Origin of the sequence: Endozoicomonas sp. ISHI1, from assembly GCF_024606225.1 — a bacterium.
Taxonomy (GTDB): Bacteria; Pseudomonadota; Gammaproteobacteria; order Pseudomonadales; family Endozoicomonadaceae; genus Endozoicomonas_A.
On the sequence record NZ_JAGRPU010000046.1, the window covers coordinates 1 to 17,708 of the forward strand.

General features: G+C 47.6%; 8 protein-coding genes. 2 read left to right on the forward strand and 6 right to left on the reverse strand.

From position 1 onward, the window contains the following. From KBW69_RS19975 to KBW69_RS19985, 3 genes are all read right to left on the reverse strand, one after another. On the reverse strand, positions 1–3,355 hold a 3,355-nt coding region (locus KBW69_RS19975; protein ID WP_257282016.1), incomplete at its 3' end, for a hypothetical protein. Positions 3,356–3,555: 200 nt separating this feature from the next. Then, positions 3,556–8,289 (reverse strand): hypothetical protein, encoded by a 4,734-nt coding sequence (locus KBW69_RS19980; protein WP_257282017.1) that lies wholly within the window; start codon positions 8,287–8,289, stop codon positions 3,556–3,558. A gap of 465 nt (positions 8,290–8,754) precedes the next feature. Next, positions 8,755–12,498 (reverse strand): hypothetical protein, encoded by a 3,744-nt coding sequence (locus KBW69_RS19985; protein ID WP_257282018.1) that lies wholly within the window; start codon positions 12,496–12,498, stop codon positions 8,755–8,757. Between the two features lie 761 nt (positions 12,499–13,259). Here KBW69_RS19985 and KBW69_RS19990 point away from each other — a divergent pair. Further along, on the forward strand, positions 13,260–14,717 hold the full coding sequence (locus KBW69_RS19990) for a C2H2-type zinc finger protein (RefSeq protein ID WP_257282019.1): 1,458 nt from the start codon (positions 13,260–13,262) through the stop codon (positions 14,715–14,717). Positions 14,718–14,756: 39 nt separating this feature from the next. Continuing rightward, positions 14,757–14,882, forward strand: a complete 126-nt coding sequence (locus KBW69_RS23950; RefSeq protein WP_368736451.1) for a transposase — start codon at positions 14,757–14,759, stop codon at positions 14,880–14,882. 55 nt (positions 14,883–14,937) lie between these two features. Here KBW69_RS23950 and KBW69_RS19995 read toward each other — a convergent pair whose 3' ends face one another. The 3 genes from KBW69_RS19995 to htpX form a co-directional block, all read right to left on the reverse strand. After that, positions 14,938–15,234, reverse strand: coding sequence for a YcgL domain-containing protein (locus KBW69_RS19995; RefSeq protein WP_257255511.1), 297 nt, complete (start codon positions 15,232–15,234; stop codon positions 14,938–14,940). 62 nt (positions 15,235–15,296) lie between these two features. Next, a complete protein-coding gene (gene rnd, locus KBW69_RS20000) occupies positions 15,297–16,442 on the reverse strand; it encodes a ribonuclease D (RefSeq protein ID WP_257255510.1) in 1,146 nt (381 codons plus the stop codon). Between the two features lie 323 nt (positions 16,443–16,765). Continuing rightward, a complete protein-coding gene (gene htpX / locus KBW69_RS20005; protein ID WP_257255509.1) occupies positions 16,766–17,653 on the reverse strand; it encodes a protease HtpX in 888 nt (295 codons plus the stop codon). Positions 17,654–17,708 lie beyond the last annotated feature (55 nt).

The window sequence follows — 17,708 nt, forward strand, 5'->3', positions numbered from 1 at the left end:
CATGGCATTGATGAAATTTTCTTAAAGTCGCCCAATGGAGTAACCAGTCTGGCTTAGAGGTGGAAAGATAAAGAGCAACAGTTCTTATCTGCCGATTATATTTGTCACTCTCTTCATCCTCTGAATCTCTGCATTCTTCATTAGATCCTGTAAAAAGCCACTGTTTCAGTTGTGTTTCCTGGTGTTGCAGCATATCAACAGCAGGTGATCCTGCTGATGCCCAGAGTCTGGTCATAATTTGCAGTAGCTGATGATTAGTTACATCCCCGAAGCTTGTCCAACCCATCACTTTTTTCACTTCCTCATATTTGGGCACGCCCCGGCCATTATTCATGGACGAGAAAGCGTGGAACCGTTCCATATTGAACTCGCCATCCTTGTCTTTCCATTCTGGCCAGCCCGACACTGCTTTGACTTCCTCATGTTTGGGGACTCCTTTGCCATTATTCATGGACGAGAAAGCGCGGAACCGTTCCATATTGAACTCGCCATCCTTGCCTTTCCATTCTGGCCAGCCCAGAACTGCTTTGACTTCCTCATGTTTGGGTATTCCTTTGCCATTATTCATGGACGAGAAAGCGTGGAACAGCTCCGTACTGAACTCACCATTCTTGTCTTTCCATTCAGGCCAGCCCAGCATCTCTTTCACTTGCTCATGCTTGGGCAGGCCTCTGCTAGCATTCATGGACGACAGGGCGCGGAACAGCTCGATGTTGAATTGGCCATCTTTGTCTTTCCATTCCAGCCAGCCCTGCACCTCTTTCACTTCCTGATGTTTGAGCACGCCCTGGCCATTATTCATGGACGAGAAAGCGCGGAACCGCTCCATATTGAACTCATCATCCTTGTCTTTCCATTCTGGCCACCCCAGTATTTCTTCCACTTCCTTATGCTTTGGCAAGCCTTTACCATTATTCATGGACGAAAAGGCGCGAAACAGCTCCATGTTGAATTGGCCATCTTTGTCTTTCCATTCAGGCCAACCCAGCACCTCTTTCACTTCCTCATGGTCGAGCATGCCTTTGCTACTATTCATGGACGAGAAGGCGCGGAACCGCTCCATGTTGAATTGGCCATCTTTGTCTTTCCATTCAGGCCAACCCAGCAGCTGTTTCACTTGCTCATGTTTGGGCACGCCTTTGGTATGATTCATGCCCGAGAAAGCGCGGAATAGCTGTATACTGAACTCGCGATCTGCGTCTTTCCATTCCGGCCAGTTCAGTACCTCTCTCACTTCTTCATGTTTGAGTATGCCTTTGCTACTGTTCATGGACGAGAAGGCGCGGAACAGCTCCATGTTGAATTGGCCATCTTTGTTTTTCCATTCAGGCCAGCCCAGCACTTCTTTCACTTTCTCGTGTTTGAGCATGCCTTTGCTACTGTTGATGGACGAGAAGGCGCGGAACAGCTCCATGTTGAATTGGCCATCCCTGTCTTTCCATTCGGGCCAGCTCAGTACCTCTTTTACTTGCTCATGTTCGGGCACGCCTTTGCCATGATTCATGGACGAGAAGGTGCGGAATAGCTCCATACTGAACTCGCGATCCTTGTCTTTCCATTCGGGCCAGCCCAGAACCTCTTTCACATGCTCATGTTTGAGCATGCCTCTTGCGTTGTACATGGACGAGAAGGATCGGAATAGCTCCATATTGAACTCACCATCCTCCTCTTGCCACTCCGGCCAGCTCAGTATCTCTGCCACTTCCTCATGTTTTGGCAAGCCTTTTGTGTTACACATTGACGAGAAGGCGCGGAACAACTTCATGTTGAACTCACCACGCTTATCCTTCCATTCAGGCCAGCCCAGTATTGCTTTCACTTCCTCATGTGTGGGCACACCTTTGCCATTATTCATAGACGAGAAGGAAGTCAATATATCCAAACTCGCTAAATATTCGAGTTCACACTGGCTACGCTTTGCGAAACTGAGGATATGCTTTTTTGTGCAATTTAGCATGCAGGTTAGCATGCCTGTATTTTTGAAGTTTTCAGAAAGGTGCCCAAAAAAAGTTGCGGCATTATCGAAGAAAGCATTAAAAGACTCTCTCTCAACGAAACAAAGAAGCTTATAAAAAGTGTCTTTTACATTGATGTTTTTTTTCTTGAATATCTCAATCAGGGTTTGTGCTTTTTCCAGCTCTTCCTTACTTAATTCGTATTGGATACTTTCTTTCATTTTTTTCAATAGGTCATCGGGGATCTGGGGGGCTGCCCGATTCCTTTTTTTGGCCGGAGCCCCTGCCACAACTGTTTTTGAATGATTTCTCTTTCTGCCCGAGCCCTTCTTTTTTTTCTGATCAGGTTCTGATGCATCCGGCTCTGTTTCTTTCTGGGGTTGTCTTGCTCTTTTTTGACCGTGAGTACCCGCCAGGCAGTTGTTGCATAAAAACGCTGAAACGGCTGCTTCATTGGCTATCCGACTTAATTCCTGTTGATTCAGTGGCTTGTGACACTTCGAACAAGTGACAACCGAACCTCTGGTATCCTGCTCTGCTGAAGGTTTCAGTGACTCATCGTCTCCATCACCACTGTCGCCCGCCGAACCGGTTGTCTGTTTACGGGCAGCGGCTCCGCTCATCTGGCCTGTTGTCGAGGTGGTTGATGCTTTGATTATTCTGGAGGGTTGATTCTTTTTCCTGGTGCCCGCCTGTCGGCCAGAATATTTGCCAGAAATGATCTCACGGTAAACACAGAGTTCCTGATCATGCCCTGCCAACCATCTCCCAATCAGCCCCGGATGCATCGTGTCGGGATCTGATCTTTCCAGATCCAGAAGATCCGCTTCAGTCACCATGATCCGGTCTGACAAAATCCGGGCCAGCGTGGTTTGGCCTGTCATAGTTGCCCATAGACGTTTAATGCGTAACATTCGAAGGAGTTGTCTTTTATGTTGCAGGCATTTTTTAACAGGGCTGAGAGCAAGGGGAACGTCAGGCTGGGGCTCCGGGTGAGAATCCCAGTGGTTTCCGTCAGGTGGCTTATCGCCATCATCTCCCCCGGCAGCCCCCGTGGCTATCAGCATATTGGAAGTGTTCTCCGGAACTTCAGGGGACATAGCCAACAGGTTAATGTGGCGGGTTGGCTTCATTGACCAAAAGGGCAGGGGCAACAACTCATTCCCACCGCTGGGATCCGCAGGGCCTGAAAGCATGGGAACCAGCGTTTTGTGACACCCGCGAAGAGGCTTGGGCAGTTCAGGTTCAGCTAACTTACCGGCATACAAGAAATGAGCTGGCAGCGGGTTTGAGCCGACGAGTCCCAGTGCAGGCAGCGATTCCCCGAACATTATTGTCACTAGCAGAAGCAGTGATCGAACTACTGAGTAGAAAATTTTGTTTTGTTGTGAGCGTCTCATAGATCCAGACTTAAAAATCAGCGTCTGTGAATCCATTCGCTATTGGGCCAAATTCGTACGTCATTTGACATAAGGCTCAGGCTCATTCATTGATGTTTGCGTCAGATTGTATAGCACCGAAATGGCGAGCCTACCATGAACAGAATTGGTAAAAAGCTTTTTTTCAGAAGCTTCTATTCTGTAAGACGACACAGGTCTTTTTATAAAGTACTCCCACTCCCATCAAGTAAATCTAATTCCTGACAACTCTCATAAACATCAGGGTCAACCTCTGATAATAAAGGGTCTAGCATTTTTAACCGCTTTATTTCGCTGAATGCCCGTTGTATCCACCCTTCAAGTATGTGGTCAGAGATATTGATTTTGGCTTTTTTAAGGACGGTCACTATATGTATAAGCTCCATTTCATCCTTATACTCGTCCAGTAACGTCAGTATTTCGGTGCCAAAAACTTCTGTCTGGTTGAGCTTTAACCATAAACTGCCAAACGCCTGTTTTTCGCTTTTTTCGTCCGTTGGATTAACGCTCTGCGGTTCCGGTTCGCTGATTGGCTCACAGGCTTCAGCTGCACCGGATTGAACGCTATCCAGGTATTGGGACAGTGATTCTTTAACCTCATCGGGGCATTCTGTACCTGATACTTCGATTCTTTCTTTCAGTTTGCCAAGCAAGGATTCAGGCAGTTTTTCTTTATGATGGTCAAGGGATTTCCAGACGATGGGTTTGATGGCCATTCCTCTTTTGATCAGGGTAGCCAGAACATGAACAGGTAAGGGGCTGAAGGCGGCTGTTTCAATTGCACCTTTAGCGTTCAGCGCTTTATTTGCGGCCAGTCTGGCTTCGTGTCTTTGGATGCATACCGGGTCATCCGGGTTTAAGCGCTTTTGCCATTGATCTGCTGTCAAATAATACTGTTCAGACACCCCTGTGATTTTCAAAAAAAACCTGAACTGCTCCTCTGACCAGTTACTGATTGCCATTTTTTCATCCTGTATTTTCAGCTGTGGCATTGGATAACGATAGATCTCAACACCGTCATCCATCACCTCAACCTCAAGCCAGTGCCCTTTAACGGTAAATGACATCTCGTTGAGATTCTGCATCAGCACGGCGATATAGCTCAGGGCCAGCTGTTCTCCTGACGGTATAAGTCCAGAGACAGGTATCTCTACGTGGTTGTTGTCGGTTTTTCGCATACCGGAAAGAAAGTTATCGGGGATATCCTGATTCCAGGGTAGAAGGCTATGGGTTTCTAGTAGCGCTTCAAACACTATCTGGATGCCTTCTTTAGTGACGTCATGAGTTTTTAGTTGAAGGCAGGCTTCAAGCAGCTGTTTTAGATATTGGGAGGAATGGCCTTCGCTGAGTTTTTGCAGGGCGCTCAACGAGGGAAACAGCTCGAATACAGCCCGGGCGTGGCTGGCATTCAGAAAACGCAGCTGATCATCCTTTGTTAAGGGTTGCAGGATTTTCAGGTAGAGCCTTTGCATATAGTCGAATTTCAGCAACCCCGACAATGGTTGCAACCGGACTGAGTACTGCTCCCATAATCTTTGATTCGGCAATGACTTCAGCCGCTTGGCAAAATAGACAAAACGCTCTCTGTCTTCATCGGAAACAGATAGTAACATGGCTTTATTTAACACGTGCAAAGGCACGGCTTTCATTGAATGACGCCACAAAAAAAGGCGATCCTGTTGATTAGCCTGAAGGTAGCGGCTGACGCTTTTTCCACCAGAAGAAGATAAAAGCCCTATCAATGATTCCAGCATCAGAACCGTTTTAGTCTTTTCATGGAGTTGGCAGAATTGTTTTAAAACCGTCCATGTTAGTGACCAGTCTGGCTTAAGTGTGGAAAGATAAAGGGCGACTGTTTTTATCTGGCGATTGCATTTGTCTTCTTCACCCTCTGAATCGCCATTGTATCCGTCATCTGCTTCATTATTCGGGTTGCAATGCTCTCCGGTAAATTCTGTAAACAGCGATTCTTTCAGTTGCCTTTCCTGATGTTGCAGTACTTCAACCGCAGGAAGCCCTGCTGATTTCCAGAGTCTGGTCATAACTTGCAGTAGCCAATGATTGGGAGGGCCGTAGTCACCTATCCAGCCCAGCACTTTTTTCACAGGCTTGTGTTTGGGCAAGCCCTGGTCACAATTCATGGACGAAAAAGTGCGGAACAACTTCATATTGAACTTGCCATCCTTGTGTTTCCATTCCGGCCAGTTCAGTATCTCTTTCACTTTCTCATGTTTGAGCACACCTTTGGAATGATTCATGGACGAGAAGGCGCGGAACAGCTCAATATCGAAATCGTCATCCTTGTGTTTCCATTCCGGCCAGTTCAGCACCTCTTTCACTTGCTCATGTTTGAGTATGCCCTGACCATGATTCAAGGACGTGAAGGCGCGGAATAGCTGTATATTGAACTCGTTATCCTTGTCTTTCCATTCCGACCAGCCCAGCACCTCTTTCACTTTCTCATGTTTGAGCTTGCCCTGGCTACGATTCATGGACGAGAAGGCGCGGAACAGCTCCATACTGAACTCGCCATCTCTGTCTTTCCATTCCGGCCAGCCCAGCACTTCTTTCACTTCCTCATGTTTGAGCATTCCTTTACTACTATTCATGGACGAGAAAGCGCGGAACAGCTCCATAAAGAACTCGCCATCCTTGTCTTTCCATTCCGGCCAGCCCAGCATTTCTTTTATTTCCATGTGTTCGGGCAGGCTTCTCTTTGCGTACATAGATGAGACCGAGCGGAACAGCTCCATACAGAACTCGCCATGCTTGTCTTTCCACTCCGGCCAGTCCAGCACATCTTTCACTTCCTCATGGTTGAGCATGCCTTTACTACTATTCATGGACGCGAAAGCGCGGAAAAGCTCTATACTGAACTCGCCGTCTTTGTGTTTCCATTCCGGCCAGCTCAGCACCTCTTTCACATCCTTATGTTTGAGCATGCCTTTGCTTGTATTCATGGACGAGAAGGCGCGGAAAAGCTCTGTACTGAACTCACCATCCCTGTCTTTCCATTCCGGCCAGCCCAGCACCTCTTTGACTTGCTTATATTTGGGCATGCCTTTGCTACTGTTCATGGACGAGAAGGAACGGAACAACTTTATACTGAACTCGCCGTCCTTGTCTTTCCACTCCGGCCAGCCCAGCAGCTCTTTCACTTCCTCATGTTTCAGCATGCCTCTGTTATGATTCATGGACGAGAAGGCTCGCAATAGCTCCATACTGAACTCGCCATCCTTGCCTTTCCATTCGGGCCAACCCAGCACCTCTTTCACTTCCTTATGTTCAAGCATGCCTCTGCCGCTATTCAAAGAGGAGAAGGTGCGGAACAGCTCCACACTGAACTTGCCATCACTGTCTTTCCATTCAGGCCAGCCCAGCACTTCTTTCACTTCCTCATGTTTGAGCATGCCTTTACTACTATTCATGGACGAGAAAGCGCGGAACAGCTCGATACTCAACTCGCCATCTTTGTCTTTCCATTCCGGCCAGCCCAGCACCTCTCTCACTTCACCATGTTTGAGTATGCCTCTGCCATGATTCATGGACGAAAAAGAGCGGAACAGTTCCGAATTGAACTCGCCATCCTTGCCTTTCCATTCATGCCAGCCCAGAATTGCTTTCACTTCCTTATGTCCGGGCACCCCTTTTCTTTTGTTCATGGACGAGAAGGAAGTCAATACCTTCAAACTCGCTAAATATTGGAGTTCACTCTGGCTACGTTCTGCAAAACTACGGATATGTTTTTTATTATTATTTAGCATGCTGGTCAGCATGCCGGTATTTTTGAAGTTTTCAGAAAGGTGCTCAAAAAAAGTGGTGGCATTAACGAAAAAACCATCAAAAGACTTTCTCTCTACGAAACCAAGCAGTTTATAAAAAGTCGGCTTTACCGTGATGTTTTTTTTCTTGAATACCTCCATCAGGGTTTGCGCTTTTTCCAGCTCTTCCTGACTTAATTCGTATTTGATATGTGCCTTTACTTTTTCCAATGGGCCATCGGTGGTCTGAGTGCCTGTCGGCTTCTTTTTTTTGGCCGGTGGTGCATTGGTTGCTTTTGAATTTTTTCTCTTTCTACCCGGGCCTTTCTTTTTTTTCTGAACAGGTTCTGATGAGTCAGGCTCTGTTTCTTGCCGCGGTGGTCTTGCTCTTTTTTTACCTCGAGTGCCCGACAGGCAGCTTTTGCATAACAGTGCTGAAACTGCTGCCTCATGGGCTACACGTCTTAATTCCTGTAGATTCAGTGCCTTGCCACACTTGGTACAAGTTACAACCGAACTTGCGGTATCCTGCGCAGCAGAGGGTTCCATTGGATCATCGCCGCCACGACCATTGCCGACTGTCGAACCAATGACCTTTCTATGGGCAGCAGCTTGGGAAACCTGATGGGATTTTCGAGTCTGGCTTTTTGTCTCGGTCGTTGATGCTTTGGTCGTTTGGGAGGATTGACTCTTTTCCCTGTTAGCCGCCTGTCGGCCAGAATATTTGTCAGAAGTGACCTCAAGGTAAACACTGAGTTCCCGACCATTCTCTGCCAGCCGTGTCTGAACCAGCACCGGATGCATATTGGCGGTGTTTGATCTTTCCAGGTCCAAAAGGTCCGCTTCAATCACCATGATCCGGTTTGACAATATCCGGGCCAGGGTGGTTTGCCCTGTCGTAATAGCCCATAGTCGTTTGATTCGCAACATTTGAAGGAGTTGCTTTTTTTGTTGCAGGCATTTTTGAATAGGGTCAGAAACAAGATTAAGGTCAAGGTCAGTCCGGGACTCAGGGTCAGGATTCCAGTTATTTCTGTCAGTTGGCTTATCGCCATCATCTCCCCCGGCAGCGGCGATGGTGTTCAGCTTATTGGAAGTGTTATCGGGGACTTCCGGGGGCATAGCCAACAGTTCAGTGCGGAGTGTTGGCTTCATTGGCCAGATGGCTTGGGGAGGCAGTTGGAGAGACTGAAGAGGACTATTATTTGGCAGCCGCCGCAGTAAACTGAAGGCGAATTTCATAAACCCAGCCGGAACAGGGTCGGGCGGTTCAGGTTCGGCCAACTGATAGGGATATAAGAAATGTACTGGTAGTGGGCTTGAGCCGATCCATTCCAAAGCTTGCAGTGACTCCCCAAACATTATTGCCACCAGCAGAAGCAGTGATCGAACCATTGAGAAGGCAGTTTTGTTTTTTTGTGAGCGTCTCATAGATTCAGGCTAATAAAATCAGCGTCTGTGAATCCATCCGCTTTTGGAAAAATTCATACGTCATTCGGATAGGGCCCATTGATTGACGTTTGCGCGAGACTTCATAGCACTGCACCGGCGAACTTGCCATGAACGGAGTTGGCTGACGTTTTTTTTTCAGAAGCTTTTATCATACGACACAGATCTTTTTTATAAAATAACTCCACACCGATCAAGCAACTCTAGTTCCTGACAACTCTGATAAACATCAGGATCAACCTCTGATAATAAAGGATCTCGCCTTTTTAACAGCTTTATTTCGCCGCATGCCCGTTGCCTCCATCCTTCCATTATGTGGTTATCGATATCGATTTTGGCTTTTTTAAGAGCGGTAACGATATGCATAAGCTCCATTTCATCCCTGTACCCGTCCAGTAATGTCAGTATTTCGATGTCAAAAACTTCTGTCTGGTTGAGTTTTAACCATAAAAGACCAAAAGCCTGTTTTTCTCTTTTGTCATCTGTCGGGTTAACGCTTTGTGGTTCTGGTTCACTTAACGGCACACAGGCTTCAGCCGCCCCGGATTGAACGTTATCCAGGTATTGGGACAGTGATGCTTTAATCTCATCGGGGCATTCTGTACCTGATGCTTCGATTCTTTCCCTCAGTTTGCCAAGCAAGGATTTATGCAGTCTCTCTTTATGGTGGTCAAGAGATTTCCAGACGACAGGTTTGATGGCCATTCTTCTGTTGAGCAGGGTAGCCAAAACATGAATAGGCAAGGGATTGGAGGGGAGAGCTTCTTCAACATCGCCTCTTGCCTTCAGCCTTCTGTTAGCGGCCAGTCTGGCTTCGTGCCTCTGGAGGTATGCCGGGTCATCCTCTTTTAAACGCCTTTGCCAATCTTCTGCGGTCAGATAATAGTGTTCAGGTACATTGATGATTTTCAAAAAAATCCTGAGCTGTCGCTCTGACCAGTTGCTAATTTCAATTTTTTCATCCTGTATTTTTAGCTGCGGTATTGGAAAACGGTAGGTCATAATACCGAAAGGCAGCCCTTCAACTTCAAGCCGCTGTCCTCTGACAGTGAAGGACACTTCTTTAAGGTTCCGCATCAGCATAGAAATAAAACTCAGGGCCAGCCCTTCTCCTGACGGGATAAGCCCAGAGACAGGTATCTCAACGGTATTGTTGTCGGTAGCACGCATCCCCGACAGAAAGCGATCGGGGATATCGTTATCCCGGGGCAGAAGGCTATGGGTTTTGAGTAGCGCTTCAAAGAGTGTCTGGATGCCTTCTTTGGTAATGTCATGGGTTTTTAGCCCAAGGCAGGCTTCAAGCAGCCCTTTTAACCATTGGGAGGAATGCTCTTTGCTGAGTTTATGCAGGGCGCTCAACGAAGGAAACAGGTCGAATATAGCCCGGGCATGGCTGGCATCCATAAAAAGCAACTGATCATCCTTTGTTAAGGGTTGCAGGATTTCCAGGTAGAGCCTTTGCATATAGTCGAGTCTCAGCACCCCTGACAGTGGTTGCAACCGGACTGTATACTGTTCCCAGAGGCTCTCATCCGACAATGACTTCAGCCGCTTGGCGAAATAGACAAAACGCTCCCTGTCTTCATCGGAAGAAAACAAAGCCGTTGCCTTATTTAACACGGGCAAAGGCACGGTTTTATCCGCATGATGCCAGAAAAAAATCCGATCCTTTTCGCTGGTCTGAAGGTAGCGCTCGACGCCCTTTCCCCCATAAGAAGACAGAAGCTTTATCAATGATTCCAGCATCAGAACGGTTTCAGTGTTTTCATGTATTTCAAGAAATTGTTTTAAAACCGACCAGTTTAGTGACCAGCCCGGCTTAGGGGTGGCGAGATAGAGAGCGACCGTTTTTATCTGGTGATTGAATTTATCATCTTCTTCAGCTCTTTCATTATCTGAATCGCTGTCTTCTGAAGTGAATTCTCTAAACAGGCTCTTTTTCAGTTGTGTTTCCCGGTATTGCAGTTCCTCAATGGCAGGTAGCCCTTCTGATGCCCAGAGCCTGGCCATAATTTGCAGGAGTAGGTGATTGGGGGCTGTCCAGCAACTTGTCCAGTCCATCACTTGTTTCACTGCCTTATATTTGAGCACGCCTTGACCATTGTTCATGGAAGAAAAGGCGCGGAAGCACTCCATACTGAACTCACCATTTTTTTCTCTCCATTCAGACCAGTTCAGTACCTCTTTCACTTCCTCATATTTTGGCATACGTCTGGTGTAGTACATTAATGAGAAAGAGTGTAATAGCTCCATATTGAACTCGCCATACTTGTCTTTCCATTCCGGCCAGCTCAGTACCTTTATCACCTCACTCTGTTTGGGCATGCCTTTGCCATGATTCATAGACGAGAGGGCGCTGAACAACTTCCTATTGAACTTGCCATCCTTGCCTCTCCATTCCGGCCAGCTCAGTATCTCTATTACCTCATTATGTTTGGGCATGCCTCTGCCATGATTCATAGACGAGAAGGCAAGGAACAGCTCAATACTGAACTTGCCATCTATGCCTCTCCATTCCGGCCAGCTCAGTATCTCTATCACCTCATTATGTTTGAGCATGCCTCTGCCACGGTTCATAGACGAGAGGGCGAGGAACAAGTTCATATTGAACTTGCCATCTTTGTCTTTCCATTCCCGCCAGCCCAGCACCGCTTTCACTTCCTCATGCTTGGGCAAGCTTTTGCCATTATTCATTGACGCAAAGGAAGACAATACATCCAGAGTCGCTAAATATTCGAGTTCATCCTGACTGCGTTGGGCAAAATCAAGGATATGTTCTTCTCTATTCTCCAGCATGTTGGTCAGTATGCTGGTACTTTCGACGGTTTCATGAAGGTGCTCAAAAAATACGATCGCATTACGGAAGAAGCCATTAAAAGACCTTCTTTCTACATGGCTAAGTAGCCTGTAAAAAGAGTGTTTGACAGTGATGTTTTTTTTCTCGAATACCTTCATCAGGGTTTTCGCTTTTTCCAGCTCTTGCTCAGTTAATTCGTAATGGATATTTTCTTTTACTTTTTCCAGTGGGTTATCTGTAACTTGAGTTTTTGCCCTTTTTCTTAGTTTGTCCGCTGGTGCTCCTGAAGCAACGACTTTCAAAGTATTTCTCTTTTTATCCAGGCCATTCTTTTCTATCTGAACAGGTTCCGATGAATCAGGCTCTGTTTCTTCCGGCGTTCGTCCAGCTCCTTTATTATCATGAGTGTCCGACAGGCACTTATCGCATAAAAACACTGAAGCAGCTGCATCACCGGCTATACGACGTAATTCCTGAGTATTCAGTGCATTGTTACACCTTGAGCATGTAACAACCGAATTTTCTTGATCCTGCTCAGCTGAGGGTTTCAGTGGGTCATCGCCTCCATCACCACTGCCGCCTGTCGAACCGGTTTCCTGGTTATGGGCTGCGGTTCCACTCATCTGGCCGGATTGGCCAGTCTGACCTGTTGTTGCGGTCATTGATGCATTGGCCTGTCTGGAGGGTTGACCTTTTTCTCCGTTATCCGCCTGACGACCAGAATATTTGCCAGAAACGATCTCACGGTAAACACTGAGTTCGTGATCATTCTGTGCCAGCAATGCCTGAATCAGAACCGGATGCATCGTGGCAGGGTCTGAGCTTTCCAGATCAAGTAGATCCGCTTCAATAACCATGATCCGGTCTGACATTATCCGGGCCAGAATGGTTTGGCCTTTTATAATTGACCATAGTCGTTTAATTCGCAAGATTCGAAGCAATTGTTTTTTTTGTTGCAGGCATTTTTGAACAGGGTCAGGAACGAGGTTAAGGTCAGGCTGGGGCTCTGGGTCAGGAGTCCGGTTGTTTCCGTCAGGTGGCTCGTCGTCATCAACTTCCCCGGCAGCACCCAAGGCGATCAGTGCCTTGCAATGGTTCTCTGGGTATTCATGTAACACAGCCTTCAGGTCAATGCGGTGTTTTTGCTTTATTGGCCAAATCGGTAGAGGAGGCAATGGGAGAGGCGCAAGTGGACTTTTATTCGGTAGTAGCTGGAACAAGCTGAGGGCGAACTGCATAAATTCAACTGACAGAGAGTTGGGCTGTTCAGGTTCAGCCAGCATATTGGTAGAGAGGAAATGCGCTGGTACCGGGCTTGAGCCGACTAATCCCAGAGCGGGCAGCGACTCCCCATACATTATGGTTACTAACAGAAGCAGTGATCGGACCATCGAGTGGGCAGTTTCGTTTTTTTGTGGCTCTCTCCTGGACCCGAGCTTAAAAAAAATCAACATCCGAGACCTCATTCGCTATTGGAAATATTTCGTCATTTTCACGACGTCCGGCGTAATGTACAGGCTCATTAACTGACCTCTACCATTTGCACCGGAATGTATAGCACTGCAATGACCAGCCTGCCATGAAGGGAGTTAGCGAAAAGCTTGTTTTGGTATTAGAAAAACTATAATGGTTTTGTCACCCCGGGTTTCACATTTACAGTTCTGTGCTCATCCCTGAGTTCATCGCTTTTCTAAAACCAAATCTTACGACAGTTGTTAGGAATAAAACATCGGCGTTTCAGTAAAATTTCAGCACGTTTGCCGTAGATGAAAGAATCTATGAACCACTCTGTTTTAGTTTCTTGCCCCTTATCCTCTCGTCTATCCTCACTGCTCGTATCCATAGAAAAAATAAGGATAGAATCATTAAAAGTCTACTCTTGCACGTATTGGTCTTTGTGCCTTTCGTCTGCCCGGTTGAGCTGCAGACTTATCGCTTTATCGTTGAGGTTAACCAGAATGGGGCTTCGACCAGCCAGAGTTTTTCTATAAAAACTAAGCCGGGCACACTATCTGCAATGCCAATGACCGATGGGATGTCAATGCAAAACGAACCATCACACTTTACCCGCACAAACGGATATTCAGGCTCAGGCACGCTAAGCAGTGACAAACCCTATGGGCGAAGCAAATTTCAGATCATTACTTTAATGTACGGAACGGGCGGCGGTAACTATTCCCGGACAACGGGGCCAGAGGTTCATGGTCAGTCATTCAATATGCATTCAGAAAAATCGCATTCACTATACGACGACGACCATAGTGATGAAAATTCGGGCCGGCCCATCGACTCTCGACATAGCTTTGACGAAAATTGTCATGAACAGCCCTGTTGTAATCGACAAGGACGCTGTATCTTCGCTCCCTACACATATACCCAGTGTCGTTCAATATCAGATGACTATTTCGCTTGCAAAACATATGTCCATTTGACAACAGGCGATCAGGAATCTTGCTCGGTAAGCCGTCCTGCTGAAGATCCGACAATTGTCTCAGGGGCTGACAGCACAACCGGTCCATCATTAACATTCAATCCACCTCCTGCGAAAAAAGAAAGGAAATCAGGCTCTAAAAAATACCGATGTGATCACCCCGGCTGTGAAAAATTACTTGGCTCTCAAGCCTCACTGGACACTCACAAAAGGCAATACCACACCGGAGAGAAAACCTGTCCTGAATGTCAGAAGATCCTGCCAAGCATGAAAACCCTGTCGGATCACAAGAGAAGAGATCACACCCTGGATCAAACCTGCCCTGAGTGTCAGAAGACCCTGCCAAATGCTCAAGCCCTGTCGGATCACAGGAGAAGACATCACACCTCAAAGCAAACCTGCCCTGATTGCCGGAAGACCCTGCCAAACGCTAAAGCCTTCTCGAATCACAAAAGTCAATATCACACCGGAGAGCAAACCTGCCCTGAGTGCCAGAAGATCCTGCGAAATGGGAGAGCCCTGTCGGATCACAAAAGTCAATGTCACAGCGGAGAGCAAACCTGCCCTGAGTGCCGGAAGACCCTGCCAAATGCGAGAGCCCTGTCGGTTCACAAAAGAAGAGATCACACCCCGGAGCAAACCTGCCCTGAGTGTCAGAAGACCCTGCCAAACGCTCAAGCCCTGTCGGATCACAAAAGAAAAAAGCACACCCGAGAGCAAACCTGCCCTGAGTGTCAGAAGACCCTGCCAAGCGCTCAAGCTCTGTCGGATCACAAAAGAAAAGATCACACCCCGGAGCGTACCTGCTCTGAGTGCCAAAAGACCCTGCCAAACGCGAGAGCCCTGTTGGATCACAAAAGGCAACACCGAAAACGAAAGCTTGATGATGCAAAGTCAAGTGATTGATTTTGCTTGTCACAGGCTCAGGAGGGAAAGGTACTGCACATGTCCGGGCATGATCTGAAGTGCAATGTTCACGTCCGTATTTCAATCACCTGCGGCGGGTTAACCGATGACAAAATGACATGGAAGGAAATCTTCTTCAACAAGCAGTTCTTAATGCTCATGTAGCACTATGAAATCATCAACCCTCGTTAAGGTGCTAATTAAGTGAACAGCGTTGTTTTCATACCGGGTCGTTAAAGCTCAGCAGTTCTTCAGGAAGGTGCTGAATATAGTCTGCTTCGGTTGGAGGCATCTGTAGGTAAAAACCCTTTTCCTGAAGCTCGGACATCACTTTTTCAATGTCAGCCCTGGCCAGTTTGCGCTCGGGTGTCAGCAGAATATCCATTACATGAACGGCTTTACCGAAGGCCTGATGAAGCGCTTCGGGTATTTTCTCCAGCTGGTTGCGTTTGTCAACGTAGAGGTACATTTCGTTGTGTTTGCTACTTTTGAAAATGGAGGCAAGGACTTTAGACATAATATCAATACCATCTTGAAGATGCTCAGGACCAGAAGAGTAACAGGTACTTGTATCCTGTGTTATCTCTGGTCTTCTTTGTACTCTTTCAGTGCCAGAATTAAGGGCTCGGCAATTACCTGCTGTCGCCAGCCCTTAATGCTCTCTGGTATCGAAAAACGGCCACTGCTCTGCCACTGACGTAAGAGAGCGTTGGACATTTTGCCCGGGAATAACAACTCTACAGGCATATCCAGCTCATCCGATTTGTGATGCACCCAGGCCTTGATCAGTTTGTTATAGTTTCTGGCGGCTTTGGGCAGAGGAGCAGGGAGTTGATCCGGATAGTCAGCTTCCGGGCTGTCTTTGGCTTGTCTGACCAGATTCAGAATAACCTCGCCGTATTTTCTCAGGGTCTTGGGTTTCATATCCTGAATGGAAGAGAGTGAACGCATATTGTCTGGCATATAACGGGCAATTGGCCACAGGCATCCCTTGGGGATGATCCGGTTGCGTGGTGTATTACTCTTTCGGGCTTCCATTTCACGGTATTCACAGATGTTTTGTAAAACCGCCAGCTGTTGAGGCCGCAATTGCCAGGCACGCTTGACATCTTTCCAGATTTCGTTGGGGATAGGGAACAATGGCGAAGTGAGTAAGGCATCACAATCCTCTTTGAGCCATTGCAACTGAGGCTTGCCTTCCAGTTTTTCGAGTAATAGCTCGTACGCTTCCAGCAGATGCACGACATCAAGTGTGGCATAGCTGATCTGGGCTTCAGTCAGTGGACGCTGAAGCCAGTCTGAACGAGTAGCATCCTTTGGGAGGTCAACTTTCAGAAGCGTTTTCAGCAGATTCTGATAGCTTAATGAATGTCCCAGCCCTGCATAGGCTGCAGCAAGCTGTGTATCCAGCAATGCAACAGGTAGGCAACCGGTCAGAATATTGAAAACTTCGAGATCTTCACCGCAGGCGTGAAGGACTTTGACAACAGATTCAGATTGCAGAACCCGGCCAAAGGAACTCCAGTCCTGAATGCTGAGCGGGTCAATCAGGAAAACCTTATCACGGGTACCCACCTGAATAAGTCCGGGAATAGGGTAAAAGGTATCGGTTCGAATAAACTCGGTATCCAGTGCGATGGCATCCAGCTGAAGCCACCTTTGGCAATAGTGGTCAAGGCTTTCGCTGTTGAGAACCCAGATGGGATCAGAATGTTCAATAGGCATATAAGCAGCTGGATTAGAAATAAAAGCTTATTATAAAGAGCTTGTCTCTGAAGCCAAAGTAATATTCTCCGGTCTCTGGTTTAGAAAAGAGGTTGTTGCCGATGGCAACCAAGCGTCTTAAAACAGATCCTCTGCATGGGAGAGCTGGAAAGGTTCCCGGAACCCGAGGGCTGATCCCGCCTTTGCTCTCTGCGTTAATGGCTGACAAGCGAAGTGCAGCAGTGCTTTCATAGTAAAATCCTGTTCTTGTCTGGAGCTGTTGCGGTTTTGTTTTTCAGAAAAAAAGGCCCGCGTCAGCGAGCCTTTTAAAGCAAGAAATCTCATCAGCGATGGGATTGCAGAGACTGAATTCGATCTTCAAGCGGAGGGTGGCTTGAGAACAGGGCGGCTAATCCACCCTGGCCATTCTTGCGAATACCGAAGGCCGTCATGGTGGCAGGCATTGCACTAGGGGCGTCGTATTCAGCTCTCAGTCTCTCCAGGGCGGCAATCATATCGCCACGACCTGCCAGCTCGGCACCTGCTTCATCGGCACGAAATTCACGTTTACGAGAGAACCACATCACAATAGCGCTGGCGGCAATACCCAGCACGATCTCGGCAATAAAACTTACGACGTAGAAGCCGATACCCGGGCCACTGCTTTCTTCGTCACGACGGAGGAAGCTGTCCACGGCGTAGCCGATGATGCGGGCGAAGAACATCACAAAGGTGTTCACAACTCCCTGAATCAGTGCCAGCGTCACCATGTCACCGTTGGCAACGTGACCGATTTCGTGACCGATTACGGCTCTTGCTTCTCTTGGGCTGAAGCGATCGAGCAGGCCCTGGCTCACGGCAACCAGTGAGGCGTTTTTGTTCCAGCCGGTGGCAAAAGCATTGGCTTCCGGAGAGGGGAAAATCCCCACGTCCGGCATGCCAATGCCGGCTTTTTCAGAGAGTTCCTTAACCGTATCCAGTAACCAGCGCTCTTGGGCCGTACGGGGTTGATCGATAATCTGGGTGCCTGTGCCCATCTTGGCCATGGTTTTGGAAAGGAGCAGGGAAACCAATGAACCGGCAAAACCGAAAACTGCACAGAAAGCCAGCAGCGACTTCATATCGAGTCCCTGGGCTGTGATGTAGCTACCCACGCCAAGGATGTTAAGAGTGATACTGGCGACTGCGATGACAGCAAGGTTGGTTAATAGAAATAGCAGAATTCTTTTCATTACCGAATGGTTACCTTTTCTGGTTGGACACTGGGAATATGGAGGCGCAGAGTTC

Coding starts and splice junctions, on each gene's coding strand:
- KBW69_RS19980 (WP_257282017.1), bottom strand. CDS start 8,289: ATGAAGCCAACACTCCGCACTGAACTGTTGGCTATGCCCCCGGAAGTC.
- rnd (WP_257255510.1), bottom strand. CDS start 16,442: ATGCCTATTGAACATTCTGATCCCATCTGGGTTCTCAACAGCGAAAGC.
- htpX (WP_257255509.1), bottom strand. CDS start 17,653: ATGAAAAGAATTCTGCTATTTCTATTAACCAACCTTGCTGTCATCGCA.
- KBW69_RS23950 (WP_368736451.1), top strand. CDS start 14,757: ATGTCCGGGCATGATCTGAAGTGCAATGTTCACGTCCGTATTTCAATC.
- KBW69_RS19995 (WP_257255511.1), bottom strand. CDS start 15,234: ATGTCTAAAGTCCTTGCCTCCATTTTCAAAAGTAGCAAACACAACGAA.